A 15,116-nucleotide genomic window follows, 5' to 3' on the forward strand; every position below is an offset into this window, starting at 1 on the left:
TAATGAAGACCACAGCCATGATGGTGGTGCAGGTGCCAATGACAACGATACCGATTCAGCTTGGGTTGATGTACTCACGCCTTGGGCTGGTGAAGGCTATGGTGCACGCTTGTTACCGAGGATTGGTGAGATTGTTGTCATCGACTTCTTTGATGGCAATATTGACCGTCCATTTGTAGTGGGACGTATCCATGAAGGTCATCGTAGCCCGACCAAGTTTGACAATGCAGGCAAGCTGCCAGACACCAAGAAACTGGCAGGGATCAAGTCCAAAGAATACCAAGGTGAAGGCTTTAACCAGTTACGCTTTGATGACACCACAGGTCAGATCAGTGCCCAGTTGCAAAGCAGTCATGCGGCCAGTCAACTGAATCTGGGTAAACTGAGTCATCCTAAAGATAAAGCCGAAAGTGAAGACCGAGGCGAAGGTTTTGAGCTACGTACCGACCAATGGGGTGCAGTCCGTGCAGGCGAGGGTTTACTACTTTCTACGCATAAGCAGGATCAAGCTCAAGGTGAACATCTTGATGCACAAGCAGCTAAACAGCAGCTAGAAGGCAATCAAAACAATGCCAAGGCACTGAGTGAAGTTGCCAAGAATCAGCAGACTGATGAAATAGAATCGCTGGATCAACTCAAAGAATTTGCTGAGCAGATTCAAGAGAAGATCGCCCAGTTTAAAAAATCACTGTTATTGCTGAACTCGCCAGCAGGGATTGGCCTAAGTACCAATGAAGATATTCATTTATCGGCAGATGGACAGATCAATCAGTTTGCGGGTGACAGTATCAATCTAAGCACGCAGAAAAATCTGATTACACATGCCCAAAACAGAATCAGTGTGTTTGCTGCGCAGAATGGCATTAAACAAGTTGCCGCGAAAGGTAAGTTTGAAGCTCATGCACAATCGGATGGTATGGATTTACTTGCTAAGCAAGGTATTCAAATTATCTCGACCGAAGATCGGATCGAGATTACCAGTCCTAAAGAAATTTTAATTACGACTAAAGACGCTCAAATTAAAATTAATGGTTCAGGTATTTTTCCTGTTACTAGTGGCAAGTTTGAGGTGAAGGCGGGGCAGCATTTGTTTATGGGTGGGGCGAGAGCTACTCATAATATACCTTTTCTGCCAGCAGGATCTGATGGTAATTATCTGTTAGAGTTTGATGTTAGACATAAGCTTAGTAATGAACTATTAGAAAGTTTACCAACTTTTACGTTAATTGATTCAAAAGGTAATGTACGCAAGGGGGAGGTTCCTAAGGATGGTATTGTGAGGATTACCACGAATAACAAAGAGGAAACTTATAATATTTTAGTTCATCAATATGATGCAGAAGTATCGGAGCAAGAAGAATGACATATACTGCTAGATTAAAAGTTTTTTGTGACAATAAAGAAATTTTATCATCTTTAAGATATAGCTTATCTAATACCACAGCTAAACAAAGTTATGGTGGAAAGCTTGACTCAAATGGATGCACTAAAGTTTATAACTGTAATAAATTAGATTTGATTTTTGTAGAACTCCTACTTGATAACGCTAAACTAGCTAGAATTAGGGTGCCTGCTTTAGAAAATGGAGAATTCAATCAGTCTACTTTTAAATTGAGAACAACAACAGGAACAACTAAGCAAGCTGAATCAAATAAAGTTCCAGTTAAAGTCAAAAATGAATTAGAAATTGCTCTGGATAGTTTAAATGGAACAGCTATTTATTTTGGAAACAATTTTTTAATTCATGATGCAAATTTACGCGCTGCATATATGCGTGAAATAAAAAAAATGAGTGATGGTTACCTTGAAGCTGTTAAGCAAGGCAAAATTTCTGTTAAAGATGCAGCATTAGAAGCAACAGACTTAAGAAATCAAATTTTAGATGCTACGCGAAAAAAAAATTCAGCAATAGGGTTAGCTATTTCTCAAAAAGAAAAAGCAGCGGGTAAAACCTTAGAGCAAATTCTTGAATATTACGCAATGGAAATAAAAGACCCCGAAAAATTTAAAGCCCTGAGGTCAAATCGTGTAGCTATGGATCAACATATAAAGTCTAAAATTAATGCGAAACAAAGTTATTTTAATGCCTTAACAGCAGATGAAAAAAATAGAGTTTACTACAGCGTTTTGAAAGGCTCTGGGAAATCAAAAAAATCGTTTAATGCTAAAATTAAATGGATGAAAATAGGTGGAAGAGTCTTGATAGTTTTCTCTGTAGCGTACGCAGGCTACGAAATTTACAATGCTGAAAATAGAGAAAAAGAAATATATAGACAAGGAACTACTATTGTAGGTGGAATTGCAGGAGGCGCTGGTGGTGGTGCAGCAGCGGGGGCGATATGTGGGCCTGGTTCACCGATATGTTCTACTGTTGGTGTTATCATTGGTGGGGCAATTGGTGGATTTGGTGCGTATTTATTAGTTGATGCTTTTGATGAGGAGTTAGAAGCATTTACCCAATGGACTCTATTCTAACTAAGGTTAAATTATGTTGTTAAATTTTTTTAAAAAACTATTCAGAAGTAAGATGTTAGATCAAAAGCCTAAATTACTCAGTTTTAGTTTTAATGATCGGAAAATAACCGCATATTATGACACAATAAACCCAGTAGAAATTTATTACAGAGATATTTTAACAATTTATATAATTTTTCATGATACCTCTTACCCTATACCTGTTTGGAATATTGTTTCTGAAGATAATTTTATTCAAATAGATAATGCTGAAAGTATTAATTTTAAATTACTAATTAATATGTTTTCTAATAACCTTGAAAATTTTAATGAAGATTCAAGAATCGAGATTATTAAGGCAATGGGAGCCGTTAGTGGTATTTTTCATGTGTGGAATAGAAAAGATTCAGACGAAATTTTTTCTAAGAAAAAAATAATTTAGAGTTTTTTATTAATTAACTAGGATTTTAATTAAGCCTTGTCAAGGCGAAAACCAGGGCACGTGTTACAATTAACAATCGTCAATGGCACGTTCAGGTGTGGAGTATCAAAAGCAAAAATCATCACAAACTGAGAAACGTTAATCTATGTTAAATCCTAATACGATGTCACCAATGCAAGAACAAGAAGCACGAAATAAAGCATTTTATTTAATTAAGAAGTACACGAGCTATACATTTTTGGATTACGCTAGGAAACTGAATCAGCAATTTTTAGATGCGTTTGAAAGACAGTTAAGAAACCCTTCTTTAGATTTTTTACAAAGTAAAGACGTTGAATATTTTCAAAAGCACCATGAAGGTCAATATGTTTATTTTTTGGAGAGAATGGCAAGACAAGAACAAGGTTTATCATTACTAAAAAATAGTAAACATAAGTCAGAAGCATATGAATTATGTATTGCTGACTTTAAGGGAAGATTATTTGGTCGTTATGCTGATGAAATTGGGTTAGATAATGATCCATTTTATCAACTAATGGGATTAGGACATGAATATTCAGGCAATTTATTTTTAAAAAATGATCACTTTGGTTATATCAGGGATGTCTTGATCGCCTCTGAAATGGTATCTACTTTACTTATATCTATATCAGGAGATGATTCAAAATATTTTATTCCAGAAGAGGATAGATTGTTTGAAAAATGGACATATGAAACGCTTTTCTATAAGCCTCTTTTAAATGGTCTTCAATGGCCTTTATCCCGTTTTTATCCGCAATCTATCATGGAGTGTCCACCATTCAATGAAAGTTCTATAGGTGAAATAGCGAATGGAGAGGAAATAATAATTACTGGTATTTATGAACCTTGGTTACCAATTACAGGAAAAGTAGGATGCCCTAACTATTTTCTGGAAGGTACTATAGCGACAGATTATCAATTAGAAGGTACTGATGAGTGGGCTGATGTCAAATGGCGTTTAATCTGGGAAGATAAACGTTATTTAGATGGAATAATTCCAGAAGAAGAGAAAGCTTATATATTTGATAGTGAAAATATTGACATTAAGGATACTTACACCTATGCGAGTTCTCCTGAGAAACTGAGTATACGTGCAGGTCAAGTTTGTCCCAAATCAGGTTATTGGTTTACGGTAGCACAGGAAAATTCACGTCAATACTTTAAGCAAGGTGAAGTTTTACCTGAGATTAAGTCCGACTGGGGTGAAGTGTATTGGCAGTTTGATGGTAAGTAGGTGTTAAATGCTCAAGTTACGTTACCAGCAGAAGGAAAAGCTGATAACGTATCATTCTGCTAAGTAATAATGAAATTATGAAGATAAATAGAGAAAATAATATTAATAGAAGTCATGCATTAAAATTGAATAAAATGTATTCAAGCTATTCTTTTTTTAAAAAAATATATGAAATGCATGCTGATTTTGTTAGTACTTTTGAGCAATTTTTAAGAAATCCTACAGATGAGATTAAAGCAAAGTATGGTGAAAACTATGAAAAACAATACATTATGTATTTAAATGTATTGAATAATCAAGAAAAAGCATTAGATCTTTTTTTAAAAACACCTTATAAAAATGAAATATATCCTTTATTTTTTGAAGATGGAATAAAAAGTGTAATATTTGGCCGTTACGGAGATGAGAAAGATTTAGCGAATGATCCGCTTTATATTGAATTGGGTATGCGAGGAAGAGATGGTAGTCTTTTTGAAGAACCCTATCATATTGGCGCTATTAAAAAACTTCTTATAGCATCTGAAATGTTGGAGATAGCTAAGATTACAGTTTCAGCAGATTATAAGTATGCACAATATTTTTTACCTAAGAGATTGGATAAGTTATTTCAAAAATGGAGTTTTGAATCGATGTTTGAGTTAACTTATTGGCCTTTATATAAGAAAAATAGTATAAATCAATTAAATGAATCGTTGAGAGATAATAGCTTTAATTCAGTTGTTATAAAAACAGAACAGGAAATAACAATAACTGGTATTTATGAGGCAAAGCTAGATAATGAGGAGAGAGGCTGTCCTAATTATTTTTATCAAGGTACGCTTGCACCAAAATATAGTAAGAGGGATATACATCAATCCAAATTTACTGAATGGTATTTAATTTGGGAAGATAATCGTTATTTAGATGGAATAATTCCAGAAGAAGAGAAAGCCTATATATTTGATATTGAGAATATTGGTATCAAAGGCACTCAGAACAATCCTGAGTCTATTGAAAAGTTGAATATACGTGCAGGTCAAGTATGTCCAAAAGCTGGTTATTGGTTTACGGTGGCGCAGGAAAATTCACGTCAATACTTTAAGCAAGGTGAAGTCTTACCTGAGATTAAATCTGACTGGGGTGAAGTGTATTGGCAGTTTGATAGTGATGAATAACTTGTGCTAAAAAGCTCTCATAAATTGACTCGTTTTCAAAAGCAATCAGTTGCCCTAATCTATTATGTTACTTCACGATCTTATTTAGAGATGTTACTGACCAAACTGGATGATTTGATTCAATATACTGGTGGAGTAATTGATCTAGCTGATCAACAATATCGGGATCGTGTCCTATTGCAAGAAGGTTTAGACAAAGTATTCGGTGGTAAAAAATAATGAATTATTCTAAAAAGGTTCTACTAGGCTTTTTACCCGTTATTTTATGTATCAGTTGTAGTAATGGTCAGTCAACTGCACAGGCAAGCCCAGATAATGAGGGTTTTGTAAAGGAATTAAATCCACAACATCAGTTTAAGGTTCATGGCTGTGCAATTAATTATAATGGTACAGATCTTTATATGAATTCCGGTGTTGAACCTTGGATCAAGGCATTAGGAAAAAATTATAGAAAAGTGGATAGTACAGATGGAGCTAATTTAACCAATTTATATATCTATGATGATATAGGGGTTCGATTGGTTGAGAGAAAAAATGATAAGCAAATCGATAGTTTTCGTTTCCGTTTAGAACGACCAGAGCACGATATAAAGAAAGAAACAGATACAGAAATAGAAGAAGAGTTGAAGAAACCTGATACAGAACAAGTGAGAAGTATATTTAAAGATGCGATTGATGTAGATGGGATACTTGTTGGTGCTTATCCAATGCATGATGAAATTAGAAGTAAATTCCATTCCAAAACACGTGTTAGCTACAATCTTACGGCGGATTGTAATGAAAATCAAAAAGGTGAGCCATTTGGAGTTGAGTTAAGTACGAGCTTTAATGATCCTGAAGTGATTGATCATATGTACTTTTATAATTACTTAGATTCGATGACTGAGGAGCAAAAAAAGGAATTAGGGCGTAGAACTGATGAAAATGGCAGGGAAATTTGTGGTGATTATATGGATATAAAAACTATGAAAATCGTTCCAAGTTACTGTACGCCAGAAGAGTTGGAAGGGGAAAATAAAAATGTTCATAAATAGTTTTCAGGCCAAAGTATTTTTAGAGAAGGCTTGGTCTAGACAAAGTATTGGGTCTTATTACAAATATATAGTTTTGTAATGAAGTTACTTGAAAATAAATTAATATTGAGGATGTTTTTTGAGTAAAAATTTAGCGATAGTTGTACTTGTAATAATATTCTTAATACAGTTGGTCTTAAATTTATATTTATTTAAATTTAGAAAAATACCCAAGATACATATATTAGATCGACCTTTGCAGATAGCTTCAAATTTCGATAACTATTCTGAATATACAATTCTACCTGCGGGTACATTTTTATATGATGATAGCGACTCTTTAAATAGAAGAGTGATGGTTTATTTTAACTTACAAGGTGTGGATTTCAACTTTGTTGATCAAGAAACTAATATATTGAAGCAGCCTGGTGAGGTTTCTGCTATTAGAGCTGTTGATTTACCTAGAGTATTAAAGTCTATTCCTTTAACTAAGAAAGATATATTTTTAATTATTAAATATGACGAGGATGTTAATTCAAAGGTGCGTGAAATGTTATTCAAGAAATATAAAATAGAACCATCTGAATTTGAGTGAGATTCGTAAGCAAAATTTATGGGTATTGACATAGTGATAAGTAATGAAGTGTCCTATAAAGTGGAATTTTGAGATTTATATCATTTAAATGATTGATTTAAAGAAACTAGAGCTATTTCCGCAAGAGATCAATGCAATTGAACAATTTATTTCTTATGACTATTACGATGAAACGGTAAAGTTATGGAAGGAGCTGATTCAATATGCTGAAGGATTATTAGACAAATATAGTGCTCATTTAGCACCAAACCATCGTGCCCAACATCCATCTCATCAAGCCGACTATGTCTGGGGAACCATCGTACTATCAAGTTTTAAAGGAGTCGCAACCTATTAATGACTTAGATGGATATAACATGATAGAAGTTAAGGGAAATCCAAAGTATAAAGGTACATTTACCGCTCATATTTTAGCTGGTTTTTATGCTGAAGGAGATGCTGAAATAGACAAAAAATACACTTTTATCGTTCAAGAGTAATTGAATAATACTACTTTATGGTTTTGGTATGAACTTCACACTTATCTTTACTTTATGTTTAGCTTTAATTAGTTGTAGCTAAAGCTATCAAGCACAACCTAGTGAATTACCTATTGCTCATATTAATGAAAATTATAGTCAGGATATTATGATTACAGGTGGCAGAGTTGTAGAAAGAAGTTTTGAAGTAAAAACAAACTTCCCAAGTGATATGGGAGTTGAAGTAAAGCCTATTAATATAAATGATATAAGTGCGTATAATAAATTAAGGGTAGAAGGAGTCCCCAAATATAAGGGAGCCTATGATATTAGTATTTCTATGGGTTTTTATGGGGCTAGTGATGATGAGTTTAGTAAAACCTACAAATTTATTGTAAATTAAACTTTTAGAAAATAACTTTCTCAATTATAAAAAAGCAGAGCCGAAGCTCTGCTTTTTTAAGTCAATCAGTTTAGATTTTGCTGATCAAATCATTGATTTGTTTTGCTTGTTCAGCAGCATTACCTGTATAAGTTGCAGGAGTAAGCTCAGCTAAACGAGTACGTTCATCTTCTGGAACTTGCGCAAGTTCATCACCTTTCACGAAGTTTACCATCATGTCGCGTGTCATAGCCTGACCACGGGTAAGCGCTTTTAATTTTTCGTATGGCTTTTCAACGTTATAACGACGCATAACCGTTTGAATTGGTTCAGCAAGAACTTCTTGTGCTTGGTTTAAATCTTCGTCTAAACGTGCAGCATTCAATTCAAGTTTACCAATCCCTTTTAAGCAGGCATCAAACGCAATCAAGCTTTGCGCAAAACCAACACCCATATTACGTAATACAGTTGAGTCGGTTAAGTCACGCTGCCAGCGCGAAACTGGAAGTTTTTCACCAAGGTGACCCAAGACAGCATTGGCAATACCCAAGTTACCTTCAGAGTTTTCAAAGTCGATCGGGTTTACTTTGTGTGGCATAGTTGAAGAACCCACTTCGCCATCTTTTAACTTTTGTTTGAAGTAACCGAGAGAGATATAACCCCAAACATCACGGTTAAAGTCGATCAAGATGGTGTTGTAACGGCGTAAAGCATCAAACAATTCAGCCATATAGTCATGTGGCTCGATTTGCGTGGTGTACGGGTTAAAGCTTAAACCTAAAGACTCAACGAATGCTTGTGCATGTGCAGCCCAGTCAATTTCTGGGTAAGCAGAAAGGTGGGCGTTATAGTTACCAACAGCACCATTGATCTTGCCCAATAACTCAACATTTTCAAATTGTTTGATCTGGCGCGCTAAACGATAAGCAACGTTTGCCATCTCTTTACCCAAAGTGGTTGGGCTTGCAGTTTGACCGTGTGTACGAGACAACATCGGTTGGTCGGCATGTGTAATCGCCAAAGCTGAGATCGCATTGAGAATTTGTTTCATGCTTGAAACGAGAACCTCACGACCATTTTTCAACATAAGCGCATGAGACAAGTTATTGATGTCTTCAGAGGTACAAGCAAAGTGAATAAATTCACCTGCATTCTGTAATTCATCGATGTTGGCAATTTTTTCTTTAAGGAAGTATTCAACTGCTTTTACATCGTGGTTAGTGGTGCGTTCAATTTCTTTAATGCGGTTTGCATCTTGTTCAGAGAAATCTGCAACAATCGCATCTAAAGCAGCATTGGTTTCATTTGAAAATGGCGCAACTTCGATGATTTCTGCACGATTTGCAAGTGCTTGTAACCAACGCACTTCAACCGTGACACGAGCGTGGATTAAACCAAACTCAGACAAAAAAGGGCGTAGGGCATCGCATTTGCTAGCGTAACGTCCATCAAGTGGCGAGAGTGCGGTTAAAGCATTCATACAGATTCCTTAAAGTTTAGCTCTCCCTTGCGGAACTTTAGTCGTTCCTCAGGAGAGATTTAGAGAGGTTGTAAAACGGTATAAAAATAAATTCGTTGTAGCATCGGTCTATACCACCTGATACTGCAAACGAGCGAGAGCTTGAATATCTTGTAATAACTTGCGTTTGCTAAAGATCATCGCCCAAGAGCTACCACCGAGCTGTTTCCATAAATGCGCCAACTGCAAGCCTGTAAACAGGCAAGCACGAATACGGTTGGTATGGTTGATGTCTTTAAAAGCTTCGGCATTGCCACGCACTAAAATACGTGGATTAATCTGTCCTGCGGTTTCAACATAGGTCTGTGCGAGATTGGCAATGATGCTTGGGTGTAGATAGTTATTATCGAAAAATGAGAGTTGCTTTAAGATTTTTTGTTGTGCGGTTTCGATGATTTTGACGTACTCGGGATTACTGTAGACTTTCTTTTCCAGTTGCAATAAGGCCATTGCATAGGACATTGGCAGTTTAGCGGTGGACATTTTGGGAACACGAGATTTGGGTGACGTATTAAAAGGTTGGGTAATACAACCTTCTAATGTTTTTAAACCAAGTGAAATATCAGCAAGCTGGTTAAAGAAATCGAGGGTTTGCTTGGCATTATTGGCGGTCGGGCGGATATTCAGACTGGCTTTGATCAAGAGTTCAAAGTAAAAATTACCACTATCGCCAATACTTTGCTGACCTGCCATTGCGGTCATATGCGTAAGCTGGGTTGCTTGAAAGACCGCAGCCAATGCCAGAGCACGGTTCTGTCTAACATTCAACGCTTGAGTGTGCTGAAAGGGTAACTCGACCATGCTTCGCTTCCAATTTCCTTAAATAAAATCTGGTTCAGGTGCATTGGTATGGTGAATCACACCACCACCTAAGCACACCTCTCCGGAGTAGAACACCACGCTTTGCCCAGGCGTTACAGCGCGTTGTGGTTCATCAAACTCAACCCGAATACCATGTTCAGTCTGTTCATCACGATAAATTGTACACGCCTGATCAGGTTGGCGATAACGGGTTTTTGCCGTGCATCGGAATCCAGTACTTGGAATATCCTGTTCACCTGCAACCCAATCAATCGACTCACTCCAAAGCTGAGTACTTTGCATTAATGGATGTTCATGTCCTTGGCCAATCACCAGTCGGTTATTGGCAATATCTTTATGCAGTACGAACCATGCACCTTCTTGTACACCTTTCATCCCACCGATACCAATACCACCGCGTTGACCCAGCGTATAGTACATCAAGCCATGATGTTCACCAACTTCTTTACCTGATTCCAAAACAATTTTTCCAGCTTGTGCAGGTAAATATTGTTTGAGGAAGTCAGTAAAACGGCGCTCACCAATAAAACAAATACCAGTTGAGTCTTTTTTCTTGGCTGTTGCTAAATCAAGTTGTTCTGCAATACGACGCACTTCAGGCTTTTCAATTTCACCGACAGGGAACAAGGTCTTGTTAATTTCGCGACCATGCACCGCATGTAAGAAATAAGTTTGGTCTTTGTTATTATCAACACCACGCAGTAATGGGGCATAGGTTTCACCGCGTGAGTTCTGCATGCTCGCACCACGACGCGCATAGTGACCTGTTGCAATAAAGTCTGCACCTAAGGTCATGGCATGATCAAGGAAGGCACGGAATTTAATTTCTTTATTACATAAAATATCTGGGTTTGGGGTGCGGCCAGCAGCATATTCAGCCAAGAAGTGTTCAAAAACACGATCCCAATATTCCATGGCAAAGTTGGCGGTGTGCAGCTTGATACCAATCTTATCAGCAACAGCCTGTGCATCTGCTAGGTCTTCTAATGCTGTGCAGTAATCCGTACCATCATCTTCTTCCCAGTTTTTCATGAAAAGACCTTCAACTTGATATCCTTGTTGAAGTAATAATGCGGCAGAAACAGAGGAGTCTACACCACCAGACATACCGACGATGACACGTTGTTGCATCTAATTAAGCGTCCAAATGAGAAGTTAATGAGGGAGAGAAAGGGTGCTCGTAAATAAGCGATAAAGGATATTTTTTGCCAGCAAGGGCATCTTTAACAGCTTTTAAAACCAATGGACTACGTGCACGTGCGGATTCTTGCAGCTCATCCAGATTCATCCACACCGCAGCAACAATGCCTGTATCCAGTTGCGCATTTTCTTCAACTGCCGTGACATGGGCCAAGAAGCAAAAGCGGTAATAGGTGCGGTCAGGAAACATTGGCGGTGTATAGGTGTAGATCCCGAGCAGATGATCGATTTCGACATGATGACCTGTTTCTTCTAAGGTCTCACGGATTGCTGCTTCGATAATGGTTTCACCACATTCGACATGACCCGCAGGTTGATTAAACACGGTATGTACAAAGCCTTCGCTGTGTTCTTCAACAAACAGAAAACGTCCGTCTTTTTCGACTACAGTGGCGACTGTGACATGAGGTGTCCAAGCGGTCATACAAAGCACCATGGTTTTAAAAAACGTATTCTACAAAATTTGAGGCGCGGTGGCTAGTTGATGTCGATGTGCATTTTTCTGACATTGGTTAAATATGAGGTTTTAGTTGTAAAGTATGACAGGATTCAATTAATGTTTAGGGCATAGCCCCATTTCTAATTTTCTACGTTTTAATAAATATATGCATTCAGTTTCAGCCATTTTTTTACAAGAGCATCCAATTCATGGATGTATTCATGACGCAAGTAATAATTTAAAGCCATTTCCAATTCTTGCAATTGATGATGTGCCCTTGAATCAATGGATCAATCAAAATACAAAGATTCTTGAACGTACAGATAACTTGGTGCCTGCTCAAGGTTGGCTATATGATTTTGATAATGAGCACGCATTAAGTCATGCTTGGGCACTCTTAAAGCCAAATTATTGTGAATATGGTCCAATTTCGACAGTAGTTCCTATTTTAGTCTGTCCTGATGATTTGGATCTGATCTGTAGTGTCATTGTCGTTGAGCAGGTGGTTACGGCGACAGATGTGAAATGGTTAAGATTCGGGCAAGCATTTGGCAATATTCATGATGTTGTGACTTCCGTTATTTGGCAGCAACCTCACATTACACCAGAATTAACCTTTCAGTTTTCACAATTTAAACAAACTGTTTGTGAGTTAAAGGTTTTGGATAAAATGTGGAGTAACGCTTAGAGCTCGCGATAGGATCTATTTCGCAACAATTTTCACTGAAGGGTTTAATGTGCATTTATTTATAAGTTAAAACTGAGCCCAAGGTTACTGTTAGGTATTCTTAGGTGTAGGAATGAGAGATGATTCAAAAGGCATATCAACCAATTTTAAAAGATCTAATCTCGGTTTTTACTCGCGAATTCACGACACAGCTTGATAGCCTTTATATTTATGGAAGTGTAGCGAAAGGAAAAGCGATTGTTGGTCAGTCAGATTTAGATGTGTGTGTTATTTTTAAGCATCAAATTGAGCATCTGGATCAAAAAATCGCTGAAATTAAAGCAAGCCTTATCGCGAGCTATCCATTTATTGCAAAGATTGATGTAGATGTTGGCTATTTAAGCGAAGTTCTGCTTGAGAAAAATAAGAGTCGATGGGGAGCATGGATTAAGTTTTTTTGTGCCAATATTTATGGGCGAGATTTAAGCTGTTTTTTTCAAGATATCGAGATTTATAGACAGGTAATCCGAGCAATTAATGATGGATATCATGAGGAAATACAAACATATTTGGATATGTTGGAACGACAAGACAAGCCTCAGGAAGAGTTGATCAAGCTCAAAAAATCTTTAATTAAAAGAATGATTCGATTGCTACCTTTAACACTGCAATATGTTGATGAGTGGCCCTTAAGTTTAAACGACACGGTAATTCAGACGTTACTTGTCTATCCTCAGCAAAAAGATGAACTGTATTTTTTACTGAAAGAGGTTGATGACCCAAGGTTAATTGATCCACTCTCTCTGAATCGATTAACAGAGATTTATACTTGGATCGAAACACATGTAATTTAATTTTGGTGCTCGTATTTGTTCATCCTATTGCCTATTTAAAATAATGATTCCTTCCCAGCGTGATGTGCTGAATTTGGCTATACAGGAAGGCTAATTCGCTAAAGTGGAAGAAAAATATTTGCCATCATGAGTGAGTATTTGTTGTGTTGAGAATCGAAAAGGAATTGCTTCAAAAAAACAGAATGTGCTAGTGTGTTTTTTGATCGCAAGGTAAAAATAATTATTCCGCCCAAGAACAGTAGCCTTGGTTTGGCCTTTCAATGATTTAGAAGTAGAACAGATAGTTGATTAGATTTATATACATCACACGGAGTTGAAGTCATATGCAACATATTAAGATTAAACCTGGTGTCGCTTTAGCAGAACAAGCAGAGATTGGTCATAATCGCTGGCATCCAGATATTCCTTTTTTAACATCGGTGAAACCCGGCGAAGAAATTCTGATTGAAAGTCTGGATTTTTTAGATGCCCAAATCAAAGATACCGATGATGTCTCCGATGTGAAAAATGTGGATCTTACTCGAGCACATCCTTTGACAGGACCTTTTTATGTTGAAGGAGCTGAGCCGGGTGATTTATTGGTGATCGATCTACTGGATATACAGCCAATCTCTTCGGTTGGTTTTTCTGGGGTCTTTGCCAAGGAAAATGGCGGTGGGTTTTTAGCTGATTATTTTCCTGAAGCGGATAAAGCAATTTGGGATTTAAAAGGATTATTTGCAACCTCGCGTCATATTCCCAGTGTACGTATCGCAGGTTTAAAACATCCCGGATTGATGGGAACGCTTCCTTCGCATGAACTTTTAAAGGAATGGAACCGTCGAGAAGCGTTATTGGTGCCTAAAGGGCAGGCCAATCCACCCGATCCAAGAACTGCGGTGCTGAGAGGCGTGACAGGAGCAGAGTTTGATCGGATGGCTGCTGAAGCTGCACGTACAGTGCCACCGCGTGAGCATGGGGGTAATACCGACATTAAAGATCTTGCTGCGGGTAGCCGTATTTATTTTCCTGTATATCAAAAAGGTGCCGGCTTCTCTATGGGGGATTTACACTTTTCACAAGGTGATGGTGAAATCGGCTTCTGTGGTGCGATTGAAATGGATGGGGTAACCCGTGTTGGTTTTGATCTGATTAAAGGCGGAATGGAAAAATATAATATTGATTCACCGATCTTTGTTCCAAGTAATGTCAGACCTAATTACGATCAGTGGTTAACCTTTGAAGGCATCAGTGTTGAAAATGGGGTAAATCATTATTTGGATGCCACAGTTGCCTATCGTCAGGCTTGTTTAAAAGCGATTAAGTATCTTGAGAATTTTGGATTTACCGGATCTCAAGCCTATATGTTGCTGACTGCTGCACCTGTTGAAGGGCGTATCGGTGGGATTGTGGATATTCCAAACTGCGCCTGTACAATTTCTTTACCAACCTCTATTTTTGAGAAGAATATTTTGCCGCAGGGTGCCTTAAACGAGAATAAGTTTTGGGGACGCCGTTAGTAATATGAATACCAGCGTATAAGAAGGATTTTAAGATGCCACTGTATGATTTTAGATGTGAACATTGTGAAGGGATTTTTGAGCAGAATGTCCCGATGGTCAGTATAGCAAGGGATAACACCTCCTGCCCATATTGTCAGCAATCCATGTTATTAAAACCGATGATTACAGGGCATCAAAAGATTTCAGTCAAAAATAAATGGCGACCCTCATCCAGCGCCGAGCAATTGGCAGGACCCTTGGTTGGAGGACCTGGGACCAGCAAAAAAAGTGCTCGGACTTCAGTGTTGCATAACTGCCGAGGTGTGAATTGTTCTTTGTGTGAGCTTTGATCGCTTGCTGGGATTAGCGCTTAATTATTTA

Annotated in this window: 17 protein-coding genes and 2 pseudogenes; 15 read left to right on the plus strand and 4 right to left on the minus strand. The window is 37.6% G+C overall.

From position 1 onward, the window contains the following. The 11 genes and pseudogenes from Aba26S_RS19135 to Aba26S_RS19185 all read left to right on the plus strand — a co-directional run. Positions 1–1,136, plus strand: a pseudogene (locus tag Aba26S_RS19135) (DUF2345 domain-containing protein); the annotation flags it as partial. Between the two features lie 223 nt (positions 1,137–1,359). After that, a complete protein-coding gene (locus Aba26S_RS21700; protein WP_043974365.1) occupies positions 1,360–2,475 on the plus strand; it encodes a hypothetical protein in 1,116 nt (371 codons plus the stop codon). A gap of 52 nt (positions 2,476–2,527) precedes the next feature. Next, on the plus strand, positions 2,528–2,896 hold the full coding sequence (locus tag Aba26S_RS19150) for a hypothetical protein (RefSeq protein WP_145980627.1): 369 nt from the start codon (positions 2,528–2,530) through the stop codon (positions 2,894–2,896). A 172-nt stretch (positions 2,897–3,068) separates the two neighbouring features. Continuing rightward, positions 3,069–4,151: an Imm72 family immunity protein gene (locus Aba26S_RS19155; RefSeq protein WP_252322566.1), complete on the plus strand. Its 1,083-nt coding sequence runs from the start codon at positions 3,069–3,071 to the stop codon at positions 4,149–4,151. A 77-nt stretch (positions 4,152–4,228) separates the two neighbouring features. After that, positions 4,229–5,305: an Imm72 family immunity protein gene (locus tag Aba26S_RS19160; RefSeq protein WP_043974374.1), complete on the plus strand. Its 1,077-nt coding sequence runs from the start codon at positions 4,229–4,231 to the stop codon at positions 5,303–5,305. A 3-nt stretch (positions 5,306–5,308) separates the two neighbouring features. Next, positions 5,309–5,524, plus strand: a complete 216-nt coding sequence (locus tag Aba26S_RS19165) for a hypothetical protein (RefSeq protein WP_043974376.1) — start codon at positions 5,309–5,311, stop codon at positions 5,522–5,524. Next, entirely contained in the window at positions 5,524–6,339 is an 816-nt protein-coding gene (locus tag Aba26S_RS19170) for a hypothetical protein (RefSeq protein WP_043974379.1), read from the plus strand. Before Aba26S_RS19165 ends, Aba26S_RS19170 begins: the two co-directional genes overlap by 1 nt. A 118-nt stretch (positions 6,340–6,457) precedes the next feature. Then, complete coding sequence (locus tag Aba26S_RS19175; protein ID WP_043974381.1) at positions 6,458–6,913, plus strand: hypothetical protein; 456 nt, start codon at positions 6,458–6,460, stop codon at positions 6,911–6,913. Positions 6,914–7,001: 88 nt separating this feature from the next. Continuing rightward, positions 7,002–7,238, plus strand: a pseudogene (locus Aba26S_RS19180) (hypothetical protein); the annotation flags it as partial. 31 nt (positions 7,239–7,269) lie between these two features. Then, complete coding sequence (locus tag Aba26S_RS21590; protein ID WP_264756173.1) at positions 7,270–7,392, plus strand: hypothetical protein; 123 nt, start codon at positions 7,270–7,272, stop codon at positions 7,390–7,392. A 148-nt stretch (positions 7,393–7,540) separates the two neighbouring features. Next, positions 7,541–7,774, plus strand: a complete 234-nt coding sequence (locus Aba26S_RS19185) for a hypothetical protein (protein ID WP_227541475.1) — start codon at positions 7,541–7,543, stop codon at positions 7,772–7,774. A 70-nt stretch (positions 7,775–7,844) separates the two neighbouring features. On the opposite strand, the gene purB is transcribed toward Aba26S_RS19185, so the two are convergent. The 4 genes from purB to Aba26S_RS19205 form a co-directional block, all read right to left on the minus strand. Beyond that, complete coding sequence (purB, locus tag Aba26S_RS19190) at positions 7,845–9,233, minus strand: adenylosuccinate lyase (RefSeq protein ID WP_005243024.1); 1,389 nt, start codon at positions 9,231–9,233, stop codon at positions 7,845–7,847. 108 nt (positions 9,234–9,341) lie between these two features. Next, positions 9,342–10,073 carry a high frequency lysogenization protein HflD gene (gene hflD, locus Aba26S_RS19195; protein ID WP_005271865.1) on the minus strand — a complete coding sequence of 244 codons (732 nt, stop codon included), beginning with the start codon at positions 10,071–10,073 and terminating at the stop codon, positions 9,342–9,344. 18 nt (positions 10,074–10,091) lie between these two features. After that, positions 10,092–11,225: a tRNA 2-thiouridine(34) synthase MnmA gene (gene mnmA / locus Aba26S_RS19200; protein ID WP_005271862.1), complete on the minus strand. Its 1,134-nt coding sequence runs from the start codon at positions 11,223–11,225 to the stop codon at positions 10,092–10,094. Between the two features lie 4 nt (positions 11,226–11,229). After that, positions 11,230–11,718, minus strand: a complete 489-nt coding sequence (locus tag Aba26S_RS19205) for an NUDIX hydrolase (protein WP_043974389.1) — start codon at positions 11,716–11,718, stop codon at positions 11,230–11,232. Positions 11,719–11,899: 181 nt separating this feature from the next. On the opposite strand from Aba26S_RS19205, the gene Aba26S_RS19210 reads away from it, so the two are divergent. The 4 genes from Aba26S_RS19210 to Aba26S_RS19225 all read left to right on the plus strand — a co-directional run bounded on the left by Aba26S_RS19210 (position 11,900) and on the right by Aba26S_RS19225 (position 15,085). After that, on the plus strand, positions 11,900–12,421 hold the full coding sequence (locus Aba26S_RS19210) for a hypothetical protein (RefSeq protein WP_043974392.1): 522 nt from the start codon (positions 11,900–11,902) through the stop codon (positions 12,419–12,421). A gap of 119 nt (positions 12,422–12,540) precedes the next feature. Further along, a complete protein-coding gene (locus Aba26S_RS19215) occupies positions 12,541–13,254 on the plus strand; it encodes a nucleotidyltransferase domain-containing protein (RefSeq protein ID WP_043974395.1) in 714 nt (237 codons plus the stop codon). A gap of 323 nt (positions 13,255–13,577) precedes the next feature. Beyond that, a complete protein-coding gene (gene fmdA / locus Aba26S_RS19220; protein ID WP_043974399.1) occupies positions 13,578–14,753 on the plus strand; it encodes a formamidase in 1,176 nt (391 codons plus the stop codon). 35 nt (positions 14,754–14,788) lie between these two features. Next, positions 14,789–15,085 (plus strand): FmdB family zinc ribbon protein, encoded by a 297-nt coding sequence (locus tag Aba26S_RS19225; protein WP_081408471.1) that lies wholly within the window; start codon positions 14,789–14,791, stop codon positions 15,083–15,085. Positions 15,086–15,116: the final 31 nt, after the last annotated feature.

Origin of the sequence: Acinetobacter sp. NBRC 110496 (assembly GCF_000876115.1) — a bacterium.
GTDB lineage: Bacteria > Pseudomonadota > Gammaproteobacteria > Pseudomonadales > Moraxellaceae > Acinetobacter.

What these genes read in the sequence shown, in the direction of transcription:
- Aba26S_RS21700 (WP_043974365.1), top strand. Translation starts at nt 1,360, where the DNA reads ATGACATATACTGCTAGATTAAAAGTTTTTTGTGACAATAAAGAAATT.
- Aba26S_RS19150 (WP_145980627.1), top strand. Translation starts at nt 2,528, where the DNA reads ATGTTAGATCAAAAGCCTAAATTACTCAGTTTTAGTTTTAATGATCGG.
- Aba26S_RS19155 (WP_252322566.1), top strand. Translation starts at nt 3,069, where the DNA reads ATGCAAGAACAAGAAGCACGAAATAAAGCATTTTATTTAATTAAGAAG.
- Aba26S_RS19160 (WP_043974374.1), top strand. Translation starts at nt 4,229, where the DNA reads ATGAAGATAAATAGAGAAAATAATATTAATAGAAGTCATGCATTAAAA.
- Aba26S_RS19170 (WP_043974379.1), top strand. Translation starts at nt 5,524, where the DNA reads ATGAATTATTCTAAAAAGGTTCTACTAGGCTTTTTACCCGTTATTTTA.
- Aba26S_RS21590 (WP_264756173.1), top strand. Translation starts at nt 7,270, where the DNA reads ATGATAGAAGTTAAGGGAAATCCAAAGTATAAAGGTACATTTACCGCT.
- Aba26S_RS19185 (WP_227541475.1), top strand. Translation starts at nt 7,541, where the DNA reads ATGATTACAGGTGGCAGAGTTGTAGAAAGAAGTTTTGAAGTAAAAACA.
- purB (WP_005243024.1), bottom strand. Translation starts at nt 9,233, where the DNA reads ATGAATGCTTTAACCGCACTCTCGCCACTTGATGGACGTTACGCTAGC.
- hflD (WP_005271865.1), bottom strand. Translation starts at nt 10,073, where the DNA reads ATGGTCGAGTTACCCTTTCAGCACACTCAAGCGTTGAATGTTAGACAG.
- mnmA (WP_005271862.1), bottom strand. Translation starts at nt 11,225, where the DNA reads ATGCAACAACGTGTCATCGTCGGTATGTCTGGTGGTGTAGACTCCTCT.
- Aba26S_RS19205 (WP_043974389.1), bottom strand. Translation starts at nt 11,718, where the DNA reads ATGACCGCTTGGACACCTCATGTCACAGTCGCCACTGTAGTCGAAAAA.
- Aba26S_RS19210 (WP_043974392.1), top strand. Translation starts at nt 11,900, where the DNA reads ATGCATTCAGTTTCAGCCATTTTTTTACAAGAGCATCCAATTCATGGA.
- Aba26S_RS19215 (WP_043974395.1), top strand. Translation starts at nt 12,541, where the DNA reads ATGATTCAAAAGGCATATCAACCAATTTTAAAAGATCTAATCTCGGTT.
- fmdA (WP_043974399.1), top strand. Translation starts at nt 13,578, where the DNA reads ATGCAACATATTAAGATTAAACCTGGTGTCGCTTTAGCAGAACAAGCA.
- Aba26S_RS19225 (WP_081408471.1), top strand. Translation starts at nt 14,789, where the DNA reads ATGCCACTGTATGATTTTAGATGTGAACATTGTGAAGGGATTTTTGAG.